The organism is Alkalispirochaeta americana (assembly GCF_900156105.1).
GTDB classification, from domain to species: Bacteria; Spirochaetota; Spirochaetia; order DSM-27196; family Alkalispirochaetaceae; genus Alkalispirochaeta; species Alkalispirochaeta americana.
Window position 1 is genome coordinate 90,286 of sequence record NZ_FTMS01000009.1, and the last position, 17,273, is coordinate 107,558.

Sequence of the window (17,273 nt, forward strand, 5' to 3'; positions counted from 1 at the left end):
AGGGGAGAGATCGTCTCCCCCGCGTTCTCTCGTCAGCTTACGGAAAGCGCCGTAATCCGATCGCCCTGCTCGATAGCGTCCACCACATCAGCACCGGCAGTGACCTTTCCAAAGACGGTATGCTTGCCGTCCAGGTGGGGCTGGGGTGCGTGGGTGATAAAAAACTGGCTTCCGTTTGTGTTCGGGCCAGCGTTCGCCATGGATATTACCTTTGCCTCGTGGCGCAGGGGGTTTCCCCTGGTCTCATCGGCGAAGCGGTACCCCGGGCCTCCCCGGCCAGTACCGGTGGGATCACCCCCCTGAATCATGAAGTTGCTGATCACCCGGTGGAAAGCTACATCGGTATAGAAGCCTTCGCTGGCCAGAAAGAGAAAGTTGTTCACCGTTACCGGGGCATGCTCGGGGCACAGTTCCAGGGTGATGGAACCTTTGCTGGTTTCCATCGTTACCGTGTACACGCGATCGGTTTCGATCGTCATCGCGGGAGCAGAGTCCCATTGTTGTATGCTCATGCTGTACCGTACCAGCTTCGACGGTTCCGGACAAGCTTTTCGGCCTGGTTCGAACTCTTTCCTTGACCTGCACAAGCTGGCCGGAATAGAATCCCTCTGTTGCCGGAGTGGTGGAACTGGTAGACACAGGGGACTTAAAATCCCCCGGCTATTGCAGCTGTACGGGTTCAAGTCCCGTCTCCGGCAGAATAAATCCCGGGAAGTTTTCTCTTTTCCGGTTCCTTTCTTCTTCAGGTCGCCGTAAAATCATCCTTTGACCCCAGACCTATGACCGGAGGCTGAAGATGAAGATCGGTTCTGTTACCGAAGTGAAGCGACAAGAGTACCGGGTGGGCATGACCCCCGGCTGTGCAGGGGCCTACACCAGGGCGGGACACCATGTTCTGATTCAGGCAGGAGCAGGCCTGGGAGCCGGTTTTACCGATCAGGAATACACCCGGGCCGGCGCACATATCTGTGACACCCCTGAAGAAATCTATGCATCCTGCGAGATGATCGTGAAAGTAAAAGAGCCCATGCCCTCAGAAGTCCCTCTGCTGCGGGACGGGCAAATTCTTTTTACCTACCTTCACCTGGCCGCAGAAGAGACACTCACCTCGGCGTTGCTGGAACAAGGCGTATCGGGAGTTGCCTACGAAACGGTAGAACCCAGGCCGGGCCAGCTCCCGCTTCTGCGACCCATGAGCGAGATCGCCGGAAGACTCAGCGTTCAGGAAGGAGCCCGCTTTCTGGAGCGCCCCCAGGGAGGACGAGGAGTGCTTCTGGGCGGGATTCCCGGTGTGGAAAAAGGAAAGATCGCCATCCTGGGCGGTGGTGTGGTGGGAACCAACGCAGCCAAGATCGCCCTTGGACTGGGAGCCCAGGTTTCCATCCTCGATGTGCATATGGAGCGCCTGGGCTACCTGGACGATATCTTCCAGGGGCGTCTGACTACCCTCTCGAGCAACAGATCACACTTGGAGATGGTCCTCGGAGAGAGCGATCTCGTTATCGGGGCGGTTTTAGTTACGGGGGCCCGGGCTCCCCGACTCATCACCCGCAGTGACCTGCAGCACATGAAACGAGGCGCGGTCATTGTTGACGTCGCAATTGACCAGGGAGGGTGCGTGGAGACGGCTCGCGCGACAACCCACGATGATCCCGTCTATGAAGTTGACGGAGTACTTCACTACTGTGTGGCCAATATGCCGGGGGCGGTCTCGCGAACCTCCACCCAGGCCCTTACCGCGGTTACTCTGCCCTACGGCCTGGAGATCGCCAGCCTGGGCCTGAAAGAGGCCGCCCGAAGGAGTCGGGGAATCGCCCTGGGCGTGAATACCTATCGGCATCACCTGACCTGCCCGGGCGTGGCGCAAGCTTTTGACCTGCCCCACCGGGATATCCAGGAACTCCTTGACGAAGAAGGTTCGTGATATCTGCGCCAGGGCAGGAAAAATCGCAAGGCTTTTCCGGAAAAGAGCCGGAAAAGAGCCGGAAAAGAACTTGACACAGACAAATCGCCTGTGTATGTTGGCCATGCCTTTGTGAGGTGAGGCTCCTGCGTGGATATACGCCGCTGCCCCGAAATGTCGAGAGACGCCAAGGGGTTGAACAGGCAGATTCGGATTAAGGATCTGCATAACGCGGCTCAAGCGAAACCCTGAGAGGTTTCCAAACGCCCCGCAGTGCTAAAACCGCAACGAGGAAGGCCTGTCTTGTCGGAATCCGGCAAGGCGCTCCGCCTGGTCTCTCCATGAGAGGTCGTGCGCAGCAACCAAAGGCCTTCCCGGATTTTCCGGGGAAGGCCTTTTTTTATCGGTGGTGCCTGGGTTCTCTCGCGAGTTCTCATCTGGCCGGCACCAAACCCCGCCGATATTACACCAGGAAGGAGGATGAATGGACAGCGATCCTTTACCGGATTTAAGGGATTTCACACATGCCCACACAACCATCCTCCAGCGTACCTGTCTTCCGAAAACCTCCCCGTAGGTATCTCCTGGACATGTACCCGCGAGGGTGATGAACAAGGGGGTGCCCATGGCACTACACATTTTCACAATACGAGTTATCTCAGCGCTCCTGCTGGGGATACTGATCGGCGCCGAGCGGCAATGGAGAAACCGCACCGCAGGAATCCGGACCAATGGTCTGGTGGCAACAGGCTCAGCTCTTTTTGTCCTCCTGTCGGTGATGGTTGAAGGTGATACCAGCCCCACCCGGATACCCGCCCAGATTGTTTCGGGAATCGGTTTCCTTGGTGCCGGGGTAATCTTCAAGGAAGGGTATTCCATCTCCGGACTGAACACCGCCGCAACGATCTGGTCCGCAGCAGCGATCGGCTCTTTGGCCGGCTTTGGCTTTCTGGCTCCGGCAGCTCTGGGGACTGCCGTAATTGTGGGGGTCAACACCGTCCTGCGCTTCTCCATTGGGGCGAACGGAGCGAACGGAGCGAACCGGGAAGAACCATTTCTCGAGTATCAGCTCTCGGTTCTCTGTGGAGTCGCCGAAGAACCCCACATTCGAAGCGTGCTGCACGCCATGATGAGCGCCGAAGCGATCTCGCTCCGGGGAGTTTCCCGGGAAGAGTCGGATCAGGATGGCCGTATAGCTATTACAGCTCGTGTGATGATGAAGAGGAACGAGGCAGCAAAGCTGGAACAAATCATTTCCAGAATCGGTCTGGAGGAATCGGTGCAGGCGATCCACTGGGACGCCGCGTAACCGAAAGCGCGATGGAGCGCTCACACCAGATTCACAACAAACCGCGTGCGGGAAACTGCTTCCACAGGAATGGAAGAACCGCCGAAAAAAGGGAGAAGAGAATGAACATAACAGACAACTTTGCAGATTTTGCACATGACCACATAAAGTCCCAAAATCTTGAACCGCTGAAGGCAGAAATGCAGGGCATGACGCCTGCGGAACTACTCTACGGACTCCAGGACTGTGAAGAACACGACCGGGCTGTGGTATTCAGGCTTCTCGACAAAAACGTGGCCATCGATGTTTTCGAAATGATGGACCCGGTGATGCAAAAAGACCTGGTGGTGTCCTTCACAAAGGAAGAAACACTCCAGCTTCTCACGGAGCTTGACCCCGACGATCAGGTTCGCTTTCTGGATGAGCTTCCGGCAAAAGTGGCCAAGCGGCTCATGGAAGGCCTTCCCAGGGAGCAGCGTCAGGCGGCATCGCAGCTAATGGGCTACGCCGATGGCACGGTGGGACGAATCATGTCACCGGTCCATTTTCAGGTAACCAAAGCCATGACCGTGGAGGAAGCACTCAACAGACTGCGAATGAAGAAAAAAGAGATCGACTTTCCCGTGACCATGCTCTACGTGACCGATGAAACACGGCATATCGAGGGGATGATTCCTGTGAGCAGACTGGTGGTGGCAGACCCGGCCACAGAGATTTCCCAACTGCTGGGCAGCTACGATCTGGACGTGCTCAACACCAGCGATGACCAGGAGGATGCGGCCCGTTTTCTTCAACGGGCCGATGCGTTTGAACTCCCCGTGGTGGATCGGGAGAATCGTCTGGTAGGCGTTCTGACCGCCGATGACGCCATGGATGTTATCAGGGAAGAGACAACCGACGATATGTACGACAAGGTGGGATTGATTGATATCACCAAGAGGGAATCGGACCGAAGCCATAACATGATCAACGGCAGTTTTGGCCACGTCCTGCGGGTCCGCCTGCCCTTTCTGCTCATAACCCTGGCCGGTGGAATGCTTGCCGGAGCGGTGATCGGGGTATTCGAAGAGCTTCTTGAGGCGGTGGCTGCCACGGCTATCTTCATCCCGGTCATCATGGATATGGGAGGGAACGTAGGGACTCAATCGTCCACGATCTTCACCCGTGGCCTGGTACTGGGACAGATCAGCATGGGGAACTTCTTCCGCCAGTGGCTGAAAGAGCTCAGAAACGGCGTGGGAATGGGCATCGCCCTGGGAATCTGCGGCGGGATCATCGCGGGTCTCTGGATGGGAATACCAGCCTTGGGAGTCGCCGTAGGCATCTCGCTGGCCTTGACCATCTCAATTGCTGTGGGATTGGGCTTTATCGTTCCCTGGATCTTGGTGAAACTCGGCTTTGATCAGGCTGCAGGTGCAGACCCCATCATCACCACGATCAAGGATGTCAGTGGACTGATGATCTACTTCACGGCCGTAACGATCTTCCTGCCCCAGGTTCTCTAGGACCGGGCCGGAACCGGGTCTCCTGGAGATCATGGCCCGGGTGTCCCCTGTGGGCACCCGGGTCACTACAGGCGGAATCCGGCGATGCAAAAGATCCGGATCACCGTTGCATCGATATCGACATCCAGGGTACTCCCTCCTGCCAGACCCTCGCTGAACCGGTTCTGACGGGAGATGAATCCCAGACCAAACCCGATGTCCAAAGGGGATAATCCCCGGTAGAGAATGTTCAGATATCCTCCTGCCTCGACAACGTAGCCCTCCATTGTGGTAGAGAGCGATCCTGCCTCGAAGGAAAGACGACTGTGACCGACCCCGATAAAGGGAAGAACCTCGACAGCCACTTCGGGACGGTTCAGAATGGCCCAGGCAGAATCCCAGGAAGCACTGGAAGACCCCAAGTGGAAATCACCCACACCGGTAGACACCTTGGAGTTCAGGGAGTAATCCCGGCTCTCGGGACCGAGGATCAGGCGCAACGACCGGTATCCCGAGGTCTCACCAAACAATCCCCCCCCCACAAATCAGGAGAAGGAACAAAACAGAACCTTTCCTGAAACTCATCGCGCCCTCCACCCTGAATTATCGCTTTCTGGAAACAGCAATTCAACAAAAGAGCAAAATACGCACCAGGCGCCCCCAGGCGCGAGATCGTCGACGGTTACAAAGTGAGCATCAAGCCGTCATAGGCGATGTTGTACCCCCTCTCCAGAGCCCACCGCTCCATCTGGTTGTGCTCCAGAATTCCCTCGTGCGAAAGATGAGTGGCGAAAACACAGCTTCCGGGAGCAAGAAGACCAAGCTCTCTGAAGCGGCTCACGGCGGCAGCGGTTCCTTCGGCCGACAAATGATCCGATGAAGGAAACCCCAAGCCGTAGGTCTGGTCCAGGACCACCGCATCGAAGGCCCTGCCCCTGGCAACCATATGGTCCCAGACCTCGCTGTCGATCCCGGCGGTATCGGTTCCGTAGAACAGACTTTTTTCCCCGTCGGAAACGGCGTAGACCAGGGAATCAAACTCGCGGGCATGGTTCGCCGGGTAGGGAATAATCGAATATCGTCCCCGGGATATTTCCCGGAAGGGCTCCAGCTCTGTGATTTCGAGCGAAAGCACCTCCTGCACAGGCTTCTCCAGAAGCGATCCGTAGTCGCACTGTCGCTGAAAAACCGCATCCAGCGCTTCCAGCGTCTTGCGGGACCCGGCAAAGACCAGGGGGGCCCGCACGGCCCCTCCCCACTCGGGGTGGCGGGATATGAGCAGCTCCGGGTCAAAATGGTCGGCGTGGGGATGAGTCTGAAGGCAGAGTTCTACCCTGGTGAGGGACCAGCCCCGGGAGGCAGCTGCCGAGGGAACGTCCGGCCCGAGATCCAGCAGAAGATCGGTGTTGACCAGACAGGCTGAACGGCGACGGACATTCTTGCCCCCCTCTTTCCGGGCTGTCTTGCAACCGGCACACACACAAAACGGGAGGGGCATCGCCGGTGATGCCGCCGTTCCAAGAAACCTGATATCCATGAAGCCCCCTGGCAGAAGATGGTCTCCATGATACACTTCAAAGCGCGATGGGAAAACCTTTTTCCGAGTCTTCTGAACCTCCCGAGGAATCCTCCGGTCTCACGAGGATTTCCGCTGACCGGGCGGGGCTTTCCAATGATCAGGATCTCTCGCCTCGCCCCTGCCTGCGTCGCGGCCGCAAGGCCCTGGTTACGTCTCCTCTGCCCAGCACCTTTTCCATGGCACGGTACCGCTTTTCGCCCTATCAGGGTTGCAGTCATGGATGCATCTACTGCGACGGTCGCGCCGAACGATATCACGTGGAGGGCGACTTTTCCCGGGATATCATTGTGAAGGAGAACACCCCCGATCTTCTTGAGAAAGAGCTGCCACGGCTACGGGAAAAGGGAATCATCTCCATAGGAAGCGGAATCACCGACTGCTACCAGCCCTTGGAGAAAGAACTCCTCCTGACCAGGCGGTGTGCTGACCTTCTGGGCTATTACCGGTTTCCCGTGATGATCATGACAAAATCAACTCTGATAGAGCGGGATATAGACCTCTGGAAAAAGCTGAATGAGGAAGCAGGCTTTTTGCTGCTCATGACGATCACTACCCTGAACGACGGGACAGCAGCTATCCTCGAGCCAGGGGCGCCCTCCTCTACCCAGCGCCTCAAAACCCTGGAACGATTCTCCCGGGCCGGTTTTGCCACGGGCGTTCTTGCCATGCCCCTTCTGCCGGAACTGACCGACTCATCCCGGGCCCTGGGGGCCCTTGCCCGAACCGTGGGGGACACCGGCGCCCAATGCCTCATTCCGGGAGGACTCACCCTGCGCCCGGGGCGACAGAAAGATTTTTTCCTCTCCAGACTGTCCCCCCTGACTAACCTGTCCCCCCTGACTAACCCGGACAACCCGGTCGATCCGAATGGTCCAGGCAAGTCGGCCATCAGAAGCCCCCTGGACCTGCAGGAGCTCTACCACGATCTCTACGGCAGGAATTCTCCGGCAGGAACAGTCAAAACCTCCTACGGGAACGATCTCTTCCAGCGCTTTCGCAGGGTCGCCCGGGAATACCGCCTTCCCCCGTTTATTCCTCACCGTATCTACCGACAGTATGTAACCCGGGCCGACGAAATCTATCTGGTCCTCCACCAGATGCTCCAGTGGTATCAGCAGGAGGGGGTTTCCACACAGCGCCTGGACCGGGCAATCACGGCCTACCAGAACTGGCTGAAAACTGAAAGACGATCTTCCTCCTTTGATGGAGACCAGGCGATCAGCGATGCGCTCCGGGAAGATCGTTTAAGCCAGATCCTGGAAAATCCCCGGCTTGTTCACTTCCTTCACCGGCTCCTGGAGGAAGACCGAGCCTTTGAACCCTGGCTTGATTAAAATCTCCAAAAACCACCTCATTTATCTCAAGAAAATCCGTGAAAAGCTTTTCTGCTTGTGTTTGATGTGGTATAGTGGGATTTCTATTCCACTCAGGAGGTGAATATATGATACGACGACAGACGATTGTAGCCCAGCTACTCACTCTTGGCCTTGTGCTGGCCACGGCTTTCTCCCTGGCAATGTGCGGAACAGCACCAGAACCCCGAGAACCCGCAAGCGGATCCTTTACCATTCTGCACACCAACGACATGCACGGCCGCATTGAGGAAGGCCGGTTTGACGGCATGGGCACGGACCGCCTGGCTGCGCTCATAGAAGCCCAGCGACAGGAAAAAGGAGCCGTCCTGCTTCTTGATGCCGGCGATACCGTTCACGGCCTTCCCATAACCAACATTGAACGCGGAGCAAGCATGGTAGAGGTTATGAACCTTATCGGCTACGACGCCATGGTAGCGGGAAACCACGAGTTCAACTACGGCCAGGACCGTCTTCTGGAACTGGCTGAACTGGCAGAGTTTCCGATCCTGGCAGCAAACGTCACCGTCGAAGCCGACGGATCATCGCTCCTGCCGGAATACGTGATCAAGGAATCGGGCGGAGTCACCGTGGCGATCTTTGGCCTGGCTACACCGGAAACGCTCTGGAAAAGCCATCCCGGCGGCACCCAGGGGCTTGCCTTCGGCCATCCCATCGAGGCATCGCAGCGAATGGTGGATCATCTCCAGGGCCGTGCCGACGTGATCGTTGCCTTGGCTCACCTGGGGTTCGAGGGCGACTACGACAGCCGACTCGTGGCCGAGGCTGTGCCGGGAATCGATATCATCGTGGACGGCCATTCCCATACCCTCCTCCCCGAGGGATACCGCGTGGGCAATACCCTGATCGTCCAGACCGAGGAATACAACAAAAACCTGGGCGTGGTTGATATCGTGGTAGAAGACGGTGTTGTGGTGAGCGCCACCGCCTCGCTGATCACCAAAGAAGAGGCCCAGAACGTGGAACCTCATCCCGGGGTTGTGGCCCTGATTGAGACAATCAAGGAGCGCCAGGGCGACATTCTGAACGAGATTGTGGGAGAGACAGCGGTCTTTCTGGACGGCGAACGCGAAAGCGTGCGGGTTCGGGAAACGGCTTTTGCAAACCTGGTGATAGACTCCATGAGAGACGTGGCCGACTCCGATCTTGCTTTCAGCAACGGCGGGGGAATCCGGGCATCGATCCCTGTGGGAGAGATCACCCGTGGTCAGACAATCCAGGTCATGCCGTTTGGCAACCAGGTTGTATCGGTGGAGCTCACGGGAGCGCAGGTACTCGAGGTTATCGAAATTGGTGTAGCAGCCTACCCCGAAGCAGCCGGCGCTTTCATGCACTGGTCGGGCCTGACCTTCTCCTATGATCCTTCCCGGCCCGCCGGAGAGCGTGTTGATCCTGCCGATGTCCGTGTGAACGGCAATTCTCTGGACCTCGCCGCAACCTACAGCGTTGCCACCAACGATTTCCTCCACGCCGGAGGTGATGGTCTGGATATGTTGCCCGAGCTCGATTACTCGACCTTTGGAAGCATGGATGAGGTCTTTGCCAATTACATCGGTGAGCGGAGCCCCGTGGCCCCCGAAATCGAAGGCCGCATCACCGTGATCGGTGAATAACGCTACTCCCGGGGCACCCTAAAGGTGCCCTGCCGGGGGCTGTCCTGGCCCCCGGCTTATTTCTCTCTGACAGGGATCTGGATCTCGGTGATAAACTCTTCCTCGCGAGATGTGCCGTGGATATCCAGTCGGTAGATCTCCAGCGCGCTCCCCCCAATCTCCAGATCGCGATCCCCCATGAACTTCAGAATCCTCTCGAAACAGTCCGGGCTTTTCCGGTAGCTTCCCCTGTATACCAGGATTGCATAGGTGCCGCCGGGAATCGTCCCGGCCCGAGGGAAATCCCGGGAATCGACAAAGAAAAATGCCTTTTGATACCGTGTATAGACACCCTGCCGAAGCCCCTCCTCGGGGACAACCACGCCCATATCATTATTTGCAAAGAGAAACAGGGTTTCATCATCCTGACCCTGGAGTGTCCGAAAGGCCAGGTCGACCTCCTGATCGGTGGAGAGGGTGTCTTCCAGAAAGAGCACGGGCCGATCGGGAAGCTCCTGAAGGGAGATCTCTTCACGCACCGCCTCGGTTGAAAAACGCTCCAGGACCTGAATTCTCTCGGAGAGGCGGTCCCGCAGTGCCGCCAGGGGCATGATTTCCCGCTCGATCAGGTCGAGCTCCTGCCGCATCAGATCAATCGTTGTTCCAATAGAACGCTTCTGGAGATAGCCTTTTATCTGATCAACTGAAAAGTCAAGTTTGCGAAGATCCTTGATGATATTGAGGCGCCAGATATCATCGAGGGTGTAGACCCTGTAGCCGTTCTCCCTCCTCTTTGGAGAGATCAAGCCCTTTCGCTCGTAGTAGCGCAACGAGTCGGGGCCGATTCGGTAAAGCGCACAGATCTCGCCAATCCGGTATTCTTTTTTCATTTTTTGTCCAGCCTTCCTTGACCTTGGCATTGTACCAAGGTTTAGAGTCCTTCTCAAGGTTGTTTTTCCCGGCAAGACCGGGCAAAACTCGCACATTTCAGGAGTATTGGTATGCGTAACGTTTTTTCATCTCTTTCGCCGGTAACCCGGCAATTTTTACGATACTTGGTGCCGTCGGTGAGCGCCATGTGGTTTTTCTCTATTTATACAATGATCGACGGAATCTTTGTGGGCCGCGGTGTGGGGCCCCTGGCACTGGCAGCAGTAAATACCGCCATGCCCTATATCAACACCATCTTTGCTGTGTCACTCCTGGCTGCAGTGGGGTCCTCTACAATGATCACCTTTGCCATGGGCCGAGAAGAATGGGATCGGTGCAACCACTACTTCACCCTGAACGTGGTGGTTCTCACCGTCCTGGGCGTGGTCATCACGGGCCTCTCGCTCCTGTTCCTGAATGAGATCGCCCTCTTTCTGGGGGCAACCCCCGAGACGATGCAGGATGTGAAGGACTATCTCAGGATAATCATCATCTTCAGCACCTTCTTCATGGTGGCCTACTCCCTGGAGGTCCTGGTGAAGGCTGATGGCTTTCCTGTCTATTCCACAGTCTTCGTGGTGGTGGCAGCGGTGACAAACATCGTCCTGGACTACTTCCTGGTCATTCTCTTTCCCCTTGGAGTACGGGGGGCGGCCATAGCAACCGGCATGTCCCAAGCCGTGGCCTGCGTGGGCTGCCTGGTGCATTTTCTCGGGAGAAAATCGAATCTTAAGCTTGTACGACCCCGCTGGGACTGGCACGCCCTCAAAAGGATGTTCGTCATAGGATTCCCCGAGGCCCTGACAGAACTCTCGGCAGCGTTCTGTATATTTTTCTTCAACTTGACGATCGTGAGAACCCTGGGGGCCTACGGCCTTGCCGCCTTTGGTGTCATCATGTACCTGAACAACCTGGTTCTCATGACGATGATCGGAATCAATCAGGGAATGCAGCCTCTGGTAAGCTATTACAACGGCCGGCAGGAACCCTGGAACTTTCGCAGGATTCTCTCCCTGGGGAATCGTACTGCGGTATTCTTTTCCCTGGCCTTTCTGGCTATAGCCCAACTGGCGCCGGGATTTCTGGTGGCACTCTTTCTTGACCCCCGGAACAGCGAGGTCTTTGCTCTTTCTCTACGGGGACTCAGGATGTTCAGTCTGGGGTTTCTCCTCTGCGGGTTTAACGTAATCCTGGCAGGATACTTTACCGCTCTTAAAGAGACGCTGCGGGCCACGGTGATCTGTCTGCTTCGGGGATATCTGTTGATAGCACTGGTGCTTCTGGCTCTCCCGCCCCTCCTGGGCGAGCCCGGCATCTGGATGGCTCCTGTGGTCTACGAGGCCATCACCCTTGTGGCCGCGCTTGGCCTGTATGCCCAATACGCCAGAGCTCACCACAGGGAAAAGCCCGCTAGAGGCCCTGCCAGGCCTGCTCCAAGAGGCACTCCAGCTCTTGAACATTAACGGGCCGGGGGTTTGTGGTGGTACAGACATCCTCCATCGCCTTGGCTGCCAGCACGGGAAGGGCCTGACGAAAGGCATCCTCCTGGATGCCCAGGGCCGCAAAGGAAGGAGGAATTTTCAGGGCCTGGTTGAAGCGCTGCACCAGCGTCACCAGCGCCCGCAGCCGTTCGGCAGATGTTGGCAGATCGAGGCGGAAGAGATGTGTCAGGCGATCATATTTGTGCCCGAACTCCTCTTCCCGGCCGTCGAGAGCTCCCGAGTTGAAGGCGATCACCAGGGGCAGAAGGATCGCGTTGGTCCGGCCGTGGCTGATCTTGAAGCGCCCCCCCACAGCGTGGGCCAGGCTGTGATTGATCCCCAGACCAGCGTTGGTAAAGGCGATACCCGCCAGACAGGAGGCTTCGTGCATGAACTGCCGAGCCTCACGGCACTGGCCGTCCCGGAAGGCCTGCTGGAGGTTATGAAAGGCGATCTCCAGGGCCTGCTGCGCCAGGATGTCGCTAAAGGTACTGGCTTCGGTTGAAACGTAGGCTTCGAAGGCGTGGGTTATCACATCAACGCCGGTGTCGGCCGTGACGGCAGGAGGAACGCTCATGGTAAATCGGGCATCCAGGATCGCCACATCGGGCACCATCAGAGGATCAGTCAGGGCAATTTTGGTCTGTCTTGCCGTGTCTGTGACAACCGAAAAGGAGGTTACCTCCGATCCCGTTCCACTGGTTGTGGGGATGGCCACAAAATGGGGTTTGAAGATCTCCGTCTTGTGCAGGAGCCGTTCCTTGGTTTTGATGCAGAAATACATGATTGCCTTGGCAGCATCGATCACTGATCCGCCACCCACGGCGATCACAGCATCAGGCTTGGTCTCGATAATATGGGAAAGACCGGTCTGAACCGTTTCGAGGCTCGGATCTGCCTCGACCGAATCAAAGACCCGGTATGAGATACCTTCTTCGTCAAGCAGAGTTGTTACCAGCTCCGTGATCCCCAGGGAAACCATGGTAGCGTCGGTGACTACACAGACTGTATCGGCTTTCAGGTCTCGAAGGTAGTTCAGGCTCTCCGAACCCGACAGAATTTTTGTTCCCAAGGTAAAGGTAGTCATGGCCCCTCCTGACGAAGTTCAATGAGGCGTTTCCTGGATTGTTCCGCACTCCAGCATATACCAGAATCGCTGAATTTCTCCGAATGCCCAGTTTTGATTATCGCATCACCCCTTCCCTCAGGCAAGACCTTCCATCCACGATCTTTCATGCAGGAAAAATCGCGGATCTTACAATGTTACAATGATTGAGCACTGATAATACGCCCCCTCCTTCACCCGGGAGAAGGCCTGATCAGGATCAGAAAAAATGCTATTCTTGCGGGCCATGATCACCGAAGAAATCAGCCGCCTCCTGGAGATCGATCCGCTCCAGGCCTTGCCGATCCGGGGGTTTTTTGCAACCAGGCCGATCAGGCATGTCCTTCGCCAGGGGAACTCCCTGGTTCTTTTCGGCAAAAGCGACTATCTCTGGGGATACCTCTATTCTGCGGAGCCTGCAGTTTCCACGCCTTGGTCAGTCTCGCCGGGTGCAACCACTACCCCGGCAACGGCCCTTCCCGAAACACACCAGAAGGCCGGAAAAGAAGAACTGACGGAACTTCTCCGGGAGTGTCGGAGGATAACACCCTATTTTGCAAATGTGCAGCCCTGGATGGCGAACGTTCTTGCAGCTTCAGGATCCTTTGAATGGAAAATGGACACCCGGAGACTCTATTTCCCCTTCTCCTCTCGGGAACCGGCCTCTGGAGACATCGTTCATCAGAGCGATCCCTGGAAGACAGGATCCTGGCAGGGAGAAGATCCCTCCGGCCTGACGGGGCTGCTCCCCTCGATAGATCCCGGGAAAGCCCGGTTTATCCAGGACAACTCCGATTATAAGGAGTACACCTCGACGGAATATATCCAGGAGCGGCTTGAAGAAGATATTTCGTCGGGGATACTCCGGCAGGGCGAACTGGTCGCCTGGGGACTCACCCACGATGACCGATCCCTGGGATTTCTTCACGTTCTTTCATCCTGCCGCCGCCAGGGTCTGGCCGAAGGGGTTCTGCGAGACCTGGTACGAAAACGGTGTGCTCGGGGAGAGACTCCCTTCCTGAATGTGGAGCCCCGGAACCAGGCATCCATGAAGCTGGTGGAAAAAATCGGGTTTCTTCCGGACCGGACCGTCTCGTGGGTGAAGATGAATCCCCCCTGGGAGTGATGCGCTCCCAGCCGGAACTTTCATGGAAAACCTTCAGGATCGGGCGCGATCTCCCGGCGGAACCACTCCCGCCTCCTCCAGGGAAGCCATGTCTCTCATGACGGCAGCAGCGCTCTCTATCAGAGGCATTGCCAGGGCAGCTCCTGATCCTTCACCAAGGCGCAGGGAGAGATCGACCAGAGGCTTCACCCCGAGAAAACCACACGCCGCCCTGTGGCCCGGCTCCACCGAAGCGTGGGATACAATAATATAGTCCTTCACTGCCGGTTCGATCATGGCGGCTATTATACCGGCGGCAGTCGAGATAAGCCCGTCCAGAACCACCAGAGTTCGTGCGGAAGCTGCCGCAAGAAGAGCTCCGGCGATTCCACCGATCTCGAATCCTCCCACAGAACGGAGGATATCAAGACCATCCGGGCCCTCCTCCTGGCCTCCTCGGTGGAGCGCTATAATTTTTTCCAGAACCTCGATCTTTCGCCGCAGTCCTTCGTCGTCCAGACCGGTACCACGGCCTGCCACCTCCTGGGCAGTTTTCCCCGTGGCCAGGGCGATAATCGCCGAGGCCGCCGTGGTGTTGCCGATTCCCATCTCCCCGAATCCTGCCAGATCTATCGGTCCATGACGGTCCATCAGTTCCAAAAAGACCTCCCGGCCCCGCTTGAGCGATTCCATGGCCTGCCGGGAGGTCATGGCTGGCTGGAGAGCGCTGTTTCTGGTGCCCGGGCCGATCCATTTGTTCATGATTTTCCTGTGAGAGGCGACTGCTCCCCTTACACCCATGTCGACCACGGTCAGATCAAGGCCATGAAGGCGGGAGAGAACGTTGATAGCGGCCCCGCCCCGGGCGAAGGTATCTACCATTCGAGCGGTCACCTCGGGCGGATACGCCGAAACGCCCTCCTCGGCCACACCGTGATCGGCAGCAAAGATCACCATAACTTTCCGTCTGACCTGGGGGTCCAAGGTATTCTGAACCGCGCAGAGCTGGACCGCCAGATCTTCCAGGTCTCCCAGAGCCCCCAGGGGCTTGGCCTTGCGGTCCATGCGGTGCCGTGCAGCACTTCGGATCGACGCAGACACGGGGAAGATTTTCTGCCCCTCCAAAATATCCCGCGCGCCCGGGCGTTGCTCCGGCGAACCTTCACAGGATATCGGGCCAACCGGGGGATCGGAGAAAGAATCCCCACAACGTGCCCGGCCAGGCTGAAGAATGTACTTGAGCCTCGTTCCCTGGTACACATCCCGGGCGAGTCGCGGAAAATCCTCCGGGGAAATCACCTCTTCCACCAGGAGGGCAAAAAACTCTTCCTCCCGGGCAATAAACGCCACGGCCCGTTCCATATCCCGGGGGTGCAATCCGTAAGTTCCCGCCAGAGCAAGCTCTTTGTAGTGGATGATATTGAGCAGATTTGTGGAAACTGTCTCGTTCTTTGTTATTCCGCTAAAATGGAGGAGAATTCCTCCTTTCGCAAGCTTGGTGATCCCCGAACAGAACGCCTGATAGTCGGAACAGGCACACACTACTGCCCCGTACCGGCTATTCTGCAGCTCCTTTCGCACCGGCACCGCAGGAAACCGTCGGGCCACCAGATCTATCTTTTCCTGGCTTCGTTCCAGAATCACCGCTGGAATACCTCGATCCCGAGCCAGGCGCCAGGCCATGAGACCCAGCGTTCCCGCACCGTAGACCAGCACGCTTCGCTCATCCCCCCTCAGATTATCAAAGGCGTGGAAGATACACCCCAGAGGTTCTGCAAACGTATAGAGCTCGGGATGCTCCGTGGGAGGAACCGGGATCGTGATAAACGATGACCCCCGGGGAGGGTCAAGAGAGGATGCGAAAGCACCGTCGAAGTGGAACCCCATGATCCTGATCGTCCGGCACCGCTGCTCCTTTCCCTGACGGCAGTCCCGGCAGTTGCCGCAGGCGATACCCGGCCAAAGTACAAAGCGTTGCCCCCCTTCCCGGTCCCGCACCACCGCTTCGTGGCCTGGCACGCGAGGCAGGTGAAGATCACGCTGTCCCTCGAGGTAGAGTTTTCCATCGGTACGGCAAACACCGCAGTACTCCACTTCCAGGGCACCCTGAGGGCACTCGTCCATCTCGGCCTGACCGATCCCCGTCATGACAAGTCTCATGGTCTTTCTCCCGAAGCAAGGCCTGCCAAGGTGCGAAGTCTTCGGAGTCTGGCAGCACCCCTCTGAGGATCGCTGTTCTGGGCGCGGACCCAGGAATCAAGCCGATCGAAGGCAGCTCCGGACTCGATCGCCTCCCGGGCCAGTATGACTCCTTTCGAAAGATCCCGGGCTTTTCCGGCAACGTAGAGAAGGCACGAGGCGTTCAGAAGAACTGCTTCAATTCTGGCTGAAACATCGACTCCCAGAATGGTTCGAACAAAGCGGCCCGCCTCCTGGGAAAGGTCCCCCGAGGGAGCAATCTCCCGGGGGTCGTGCACGGCCAGGCCAGCATCTCCGGGCCGAAAGGAATAGACCTTCAGGGGGCCCTGGTCACTGAACTCGGCACACCAGGTTGTTCCACACACCGAGGCCTCGTCCATGCCGTGAAAAGAGTTATCGATTTCTCCGTATAGAACCATCCCCCGGTGATATCCGATTTGCCGCATCAGCTCGGCCACGGGTTCCACCAGTTCCCGGGCGTAGACACCGCGCACCCCGATTTTCGGCATCACGGGGTTACAGAGGGACGCCGCAATGTTCAGGCAAGAACCGAAGGAAATTTGCGAGAGAATCCTCCCCAGCGCCTGGGGGTGTATGGCGGGGCTCATTCCGTTAAAGAGGCCAATGCCGGCTGTGGTGACACTACGGAGGACCATCGAAACAGGCACATCGGGATCGACCCCCAAGGCTTCGGCGATATCTACCGTTCCGCAACGGGAGGTAATGGACCGCGCGCCGTGGCGGGCCAGAGAAACTCCACAGGCGGCAGCCACTACTGAGGCGGCCGTACTGATGTTGAACGTCTTGAAGGAATCCATTCCCGTACCGCAGTTCTCTACCACCTTCAGGCTGAGGAAATGCTGCTGAACGTCAGGAGGCTCTTTCTCCAGGGGCTTTACCGTATCCAGTTCGTAGATAACCTGCCAGGCCGCCGCCAACTCCTGCAAAGCCTCTCCCTTGGCCGCCAGGGCACCAAGAAAAGCGCCTTGATGCATCTCGGTCACCCGGGAAGAGAGGACTTCCCGAAAGGCCTCCCGGGCCGTCCCGAAGTCCAGATCTTCCCGGCCGATCAACCGGGAGACGAGCGCTCCAAAGGCCCGGTCTCCCATGGGTGCACCCTCCAGACCCTCGAGACCCTCCGACATCTTGATTACATCTGTCATGGCCGACTCCATCGGCCCTTCTATCTTCTCCATGGCTGCTTCTCCATAGCTGACTCCCCGGGTTGACACTG

The 17,273-nt window shown here is 57.5% G+C and carries 14 protein-coding genes, 1 tRNA gene and 1 riboswitch; of the genes, 8 read left to right on the forward strand and 7 right to left on the reverse strand.

Annotated features, from left to right (window positions below; translation table 11 throughout):
- Positions 1 to 32 precede the first annotated feature (32 nt).
- Positions 33 to 512 carry a peptidylprolyl isomerase gene (locus BW950_RS08140; protein ID WP_076488797.1) on the reverse strand — a complete coding sequence of 160 codons (480 nt, stop codon included), beginning with the start codon at positions 510 to 512 and terminating at the stop codon, positions 33 to 35.
- Positions 513 to 613: 101 nt separating this feature from the next.
- Here BW950_RS08140 and BW950_RS08145 point away from each other — a divergent pair.
- The 4 genes from BW950_RS08145 (at position 614) to mgtE (ending at position 4,696) form a co-directional block, all read left to right on the forward strand.
- Positions 614 to 698, forward strand: a tRNA-Leu gene (locus BW950_RS08145).
- A 98-nt stretch (positions 699 to 796) separates the two neighbouring features.
- Positions 797 to 1,924, forward strand: a complete 1,128-nt coding sequence (gene ald / locus BW950_RS08150; RefSeq protein WP_076488798.1) for an alanine dehydrogenase — start codon at positions 797 to 799, stop codon at positions 1,922 to 1,924.
- Between the two features lie 101 nt (positions 1,925 to 2,025).
- A riboswitch (M-box (ykoK) riboswitch) is annotated at positions 2,026 to 2,205 on the forward strand.
- A 323-nt stretch (positions 2,206 to 2,528) separates the two neighbouring features.
- Entirely contained in the window at positions 2,529 to 3,212 is a 684-nt protein-coding gene (locus BW950_RS08155; protein ID WP_076488799.1) for an MgtC/SapB family protein, read from the forward strand.
- A gap of 101 nt (positions 3,213 to 3,313) precedes the next feature.
- Complete coding sequence (gene mgtE / locus BW950_RS08160; RefSeq protein ID WP_076488800.1) at positions 3,314 to 4,696, forward strand: magnesium transporter; 1,383 nt, start codon at positions 3,314 to 3,316, stop codon at positions 4,694 to 4,696.
- Between the two features lie 65 nt (positions 4,697 to 4,761).
- Here the strand turns inward: mgtE and BW950_RS08165 are convergent, their stop codons facing one another.
- Together BW950_RS08165 and BW950_RS08170 are read right to left on the reverse strand one after the other, a co-directional pair.
- A complete protein-coding gene (locus BW950_RS08165) occupies positions 4,762 to 5,205 on the reverse strand; it encodes a hypothetical protein (RefSeq protein ID WP_143559176.1) in 444 nt (147 codons plus the stop codon).
- Between the two features lie 152 nt (positions 5,206 to 5,357).
- Positions 5,358 to 6,212 carry an MBL fold metallo-hydrolase gene (locus BW950_RS08170; protein WP_076488802.1) on the reverse strand — a complete coding sequence of 285 codons (855 nt, stop codon included), beginning with the start codon at positions 6,210 to 6,212 and terminating at the stop codon, positions 5,358 to 5,360.
- A gap of 47 nt (positions 6,213 to 6,259) precedes the next feature.
- Here BW950_RS08170 and BW950_RS08175 point away from each other — a divergent pair, with 47 nt between their 5' ends.
- Both BW950_RS08175 and BW950_RS08180 read left to right on the forward strand, forming a co-directional pair.
- A complete protein-coding gene (locus BW950_RS08175) occupies positions 6,260 to 7,588 on the forward strand; it encodes a radical SAM protein (RefSeq protein WP_076488803.1) in 1,329 nt (442 codons plus the stop codon).
- Between the two features lie 107 nt (positions 7,589 to 7,695).
- On the forward strand, positions 7,696 to 9,240 hold the full coding sequence (locus tag BW950_RS08180) for a bifunctional metallophosphatase/5'-nucleotidase (protein ID WP_076488804.1): 1,545 nt from the start codon (positions 7,696 to 7,698) through the stop codon (positions 9,238 to 9,240).
- 56 nt (positions 9,241 to 9,296) lie between these two features.
- On the opposite strand, the gene BW950_RS08185 is transcribed toward BW950_RS08180, so the two are convergent.
- Entirely contained in the window at positions 9,297 to 10,109 is an 813-nt protein-coding gene (locus tag BW950_RS08185) for a MerR family transcriptional regulator (protein ID WP_076488805.1), read from the reverse strand.
- Between the two features lie 111 nt (positions 10,110 to 10,220).
- Between BW950_RS08185 and BW950_RS08190 the strand changes: the two genes are divergently transcribed.
- A complete protein-coding gene (locus tag BW950_RS08190) occupies positions 10,221 to 11,612 on the forward strand; it encodes an MATE family efflux transporter (protein ID WP_076488806.1) in 1,392 nt (463 codons plus the stop codon).
- Here the strand turns inward: BW950_RS08190 and BW950_RS08195 are convergent.
- Positions 11,560 to 12,717 carry a 1-propanol dehydrogenase PduQ gene (locus BW950_RS08195; protein ID WP_076488807.1) on the reverse strand — a complete coding sequence of 386 codons (1,158 nt, stop codon included), beginning with the start codon at positions 12,715 to 12,717 and terminating at the stop codon, positions 11,560 to 11,562. The two genes, BW950_RS08190 and BW950_RS08195, sit on opposite strands and share 53 nt — an antisense overlap.
- Positions 12,718 to 12,964: 247 nt before the next feature.
- Between BW950_RS08195 and BW950_RS08200 the strand changes: the two genes are divergently transcribed.
- Positions 12,965 to 13,861 carry a GNAT family N-acetyltransferase gene (locus tag BW950_RS08200; protein ID WP_083943856.1) on the forward strand — a complete coding sequence of 299 codons (897 nt, stop codon included), beginning with the start codon at positions 12,965 to 12,967 and terminating at the stop codon, positions 13,859 to 13,861.
- A gap of 33 nt (positions 13,862 to 13,894) precedes the next feature.
- Here the strand turns inward: BW950_RS08200 and cobT are convergent, their stop codons facing one another.
- Both cobT and trpD read right to left on the reverse strand, forming a co-directional pair.
- Positions 13,895 to 16,000 carry a nicotinate-nucleotide--dimethylbenzimidazole phosphoribosyltransferase gene (cobT, locus tag BW950_RS08205; RefSeq protein WP_076488809.1) on the reverse strand — a complete coding sequence of 702 codons (2,106 nt, stop codon included), beginning with the start codon at positions 15,998 to 16,000 and terminating at the stop codon, positions 13,895 to 13,897.
- Entirely contained in the window at positions 15,997 to 17,235 is a 1,239-nt protein-coding gene (gene trpD, locus BW950_RS08210; RefSeq protein ID WP_083943857.1) for an anthranilate phosphoribosyltransferase, read from the reverse strand. Before trpD ends, cobT begins: the two co-directional genes overlap by 4 nt.
- Positions 17,236 to 17,273 lie beyond the last annotated feature (38 nt).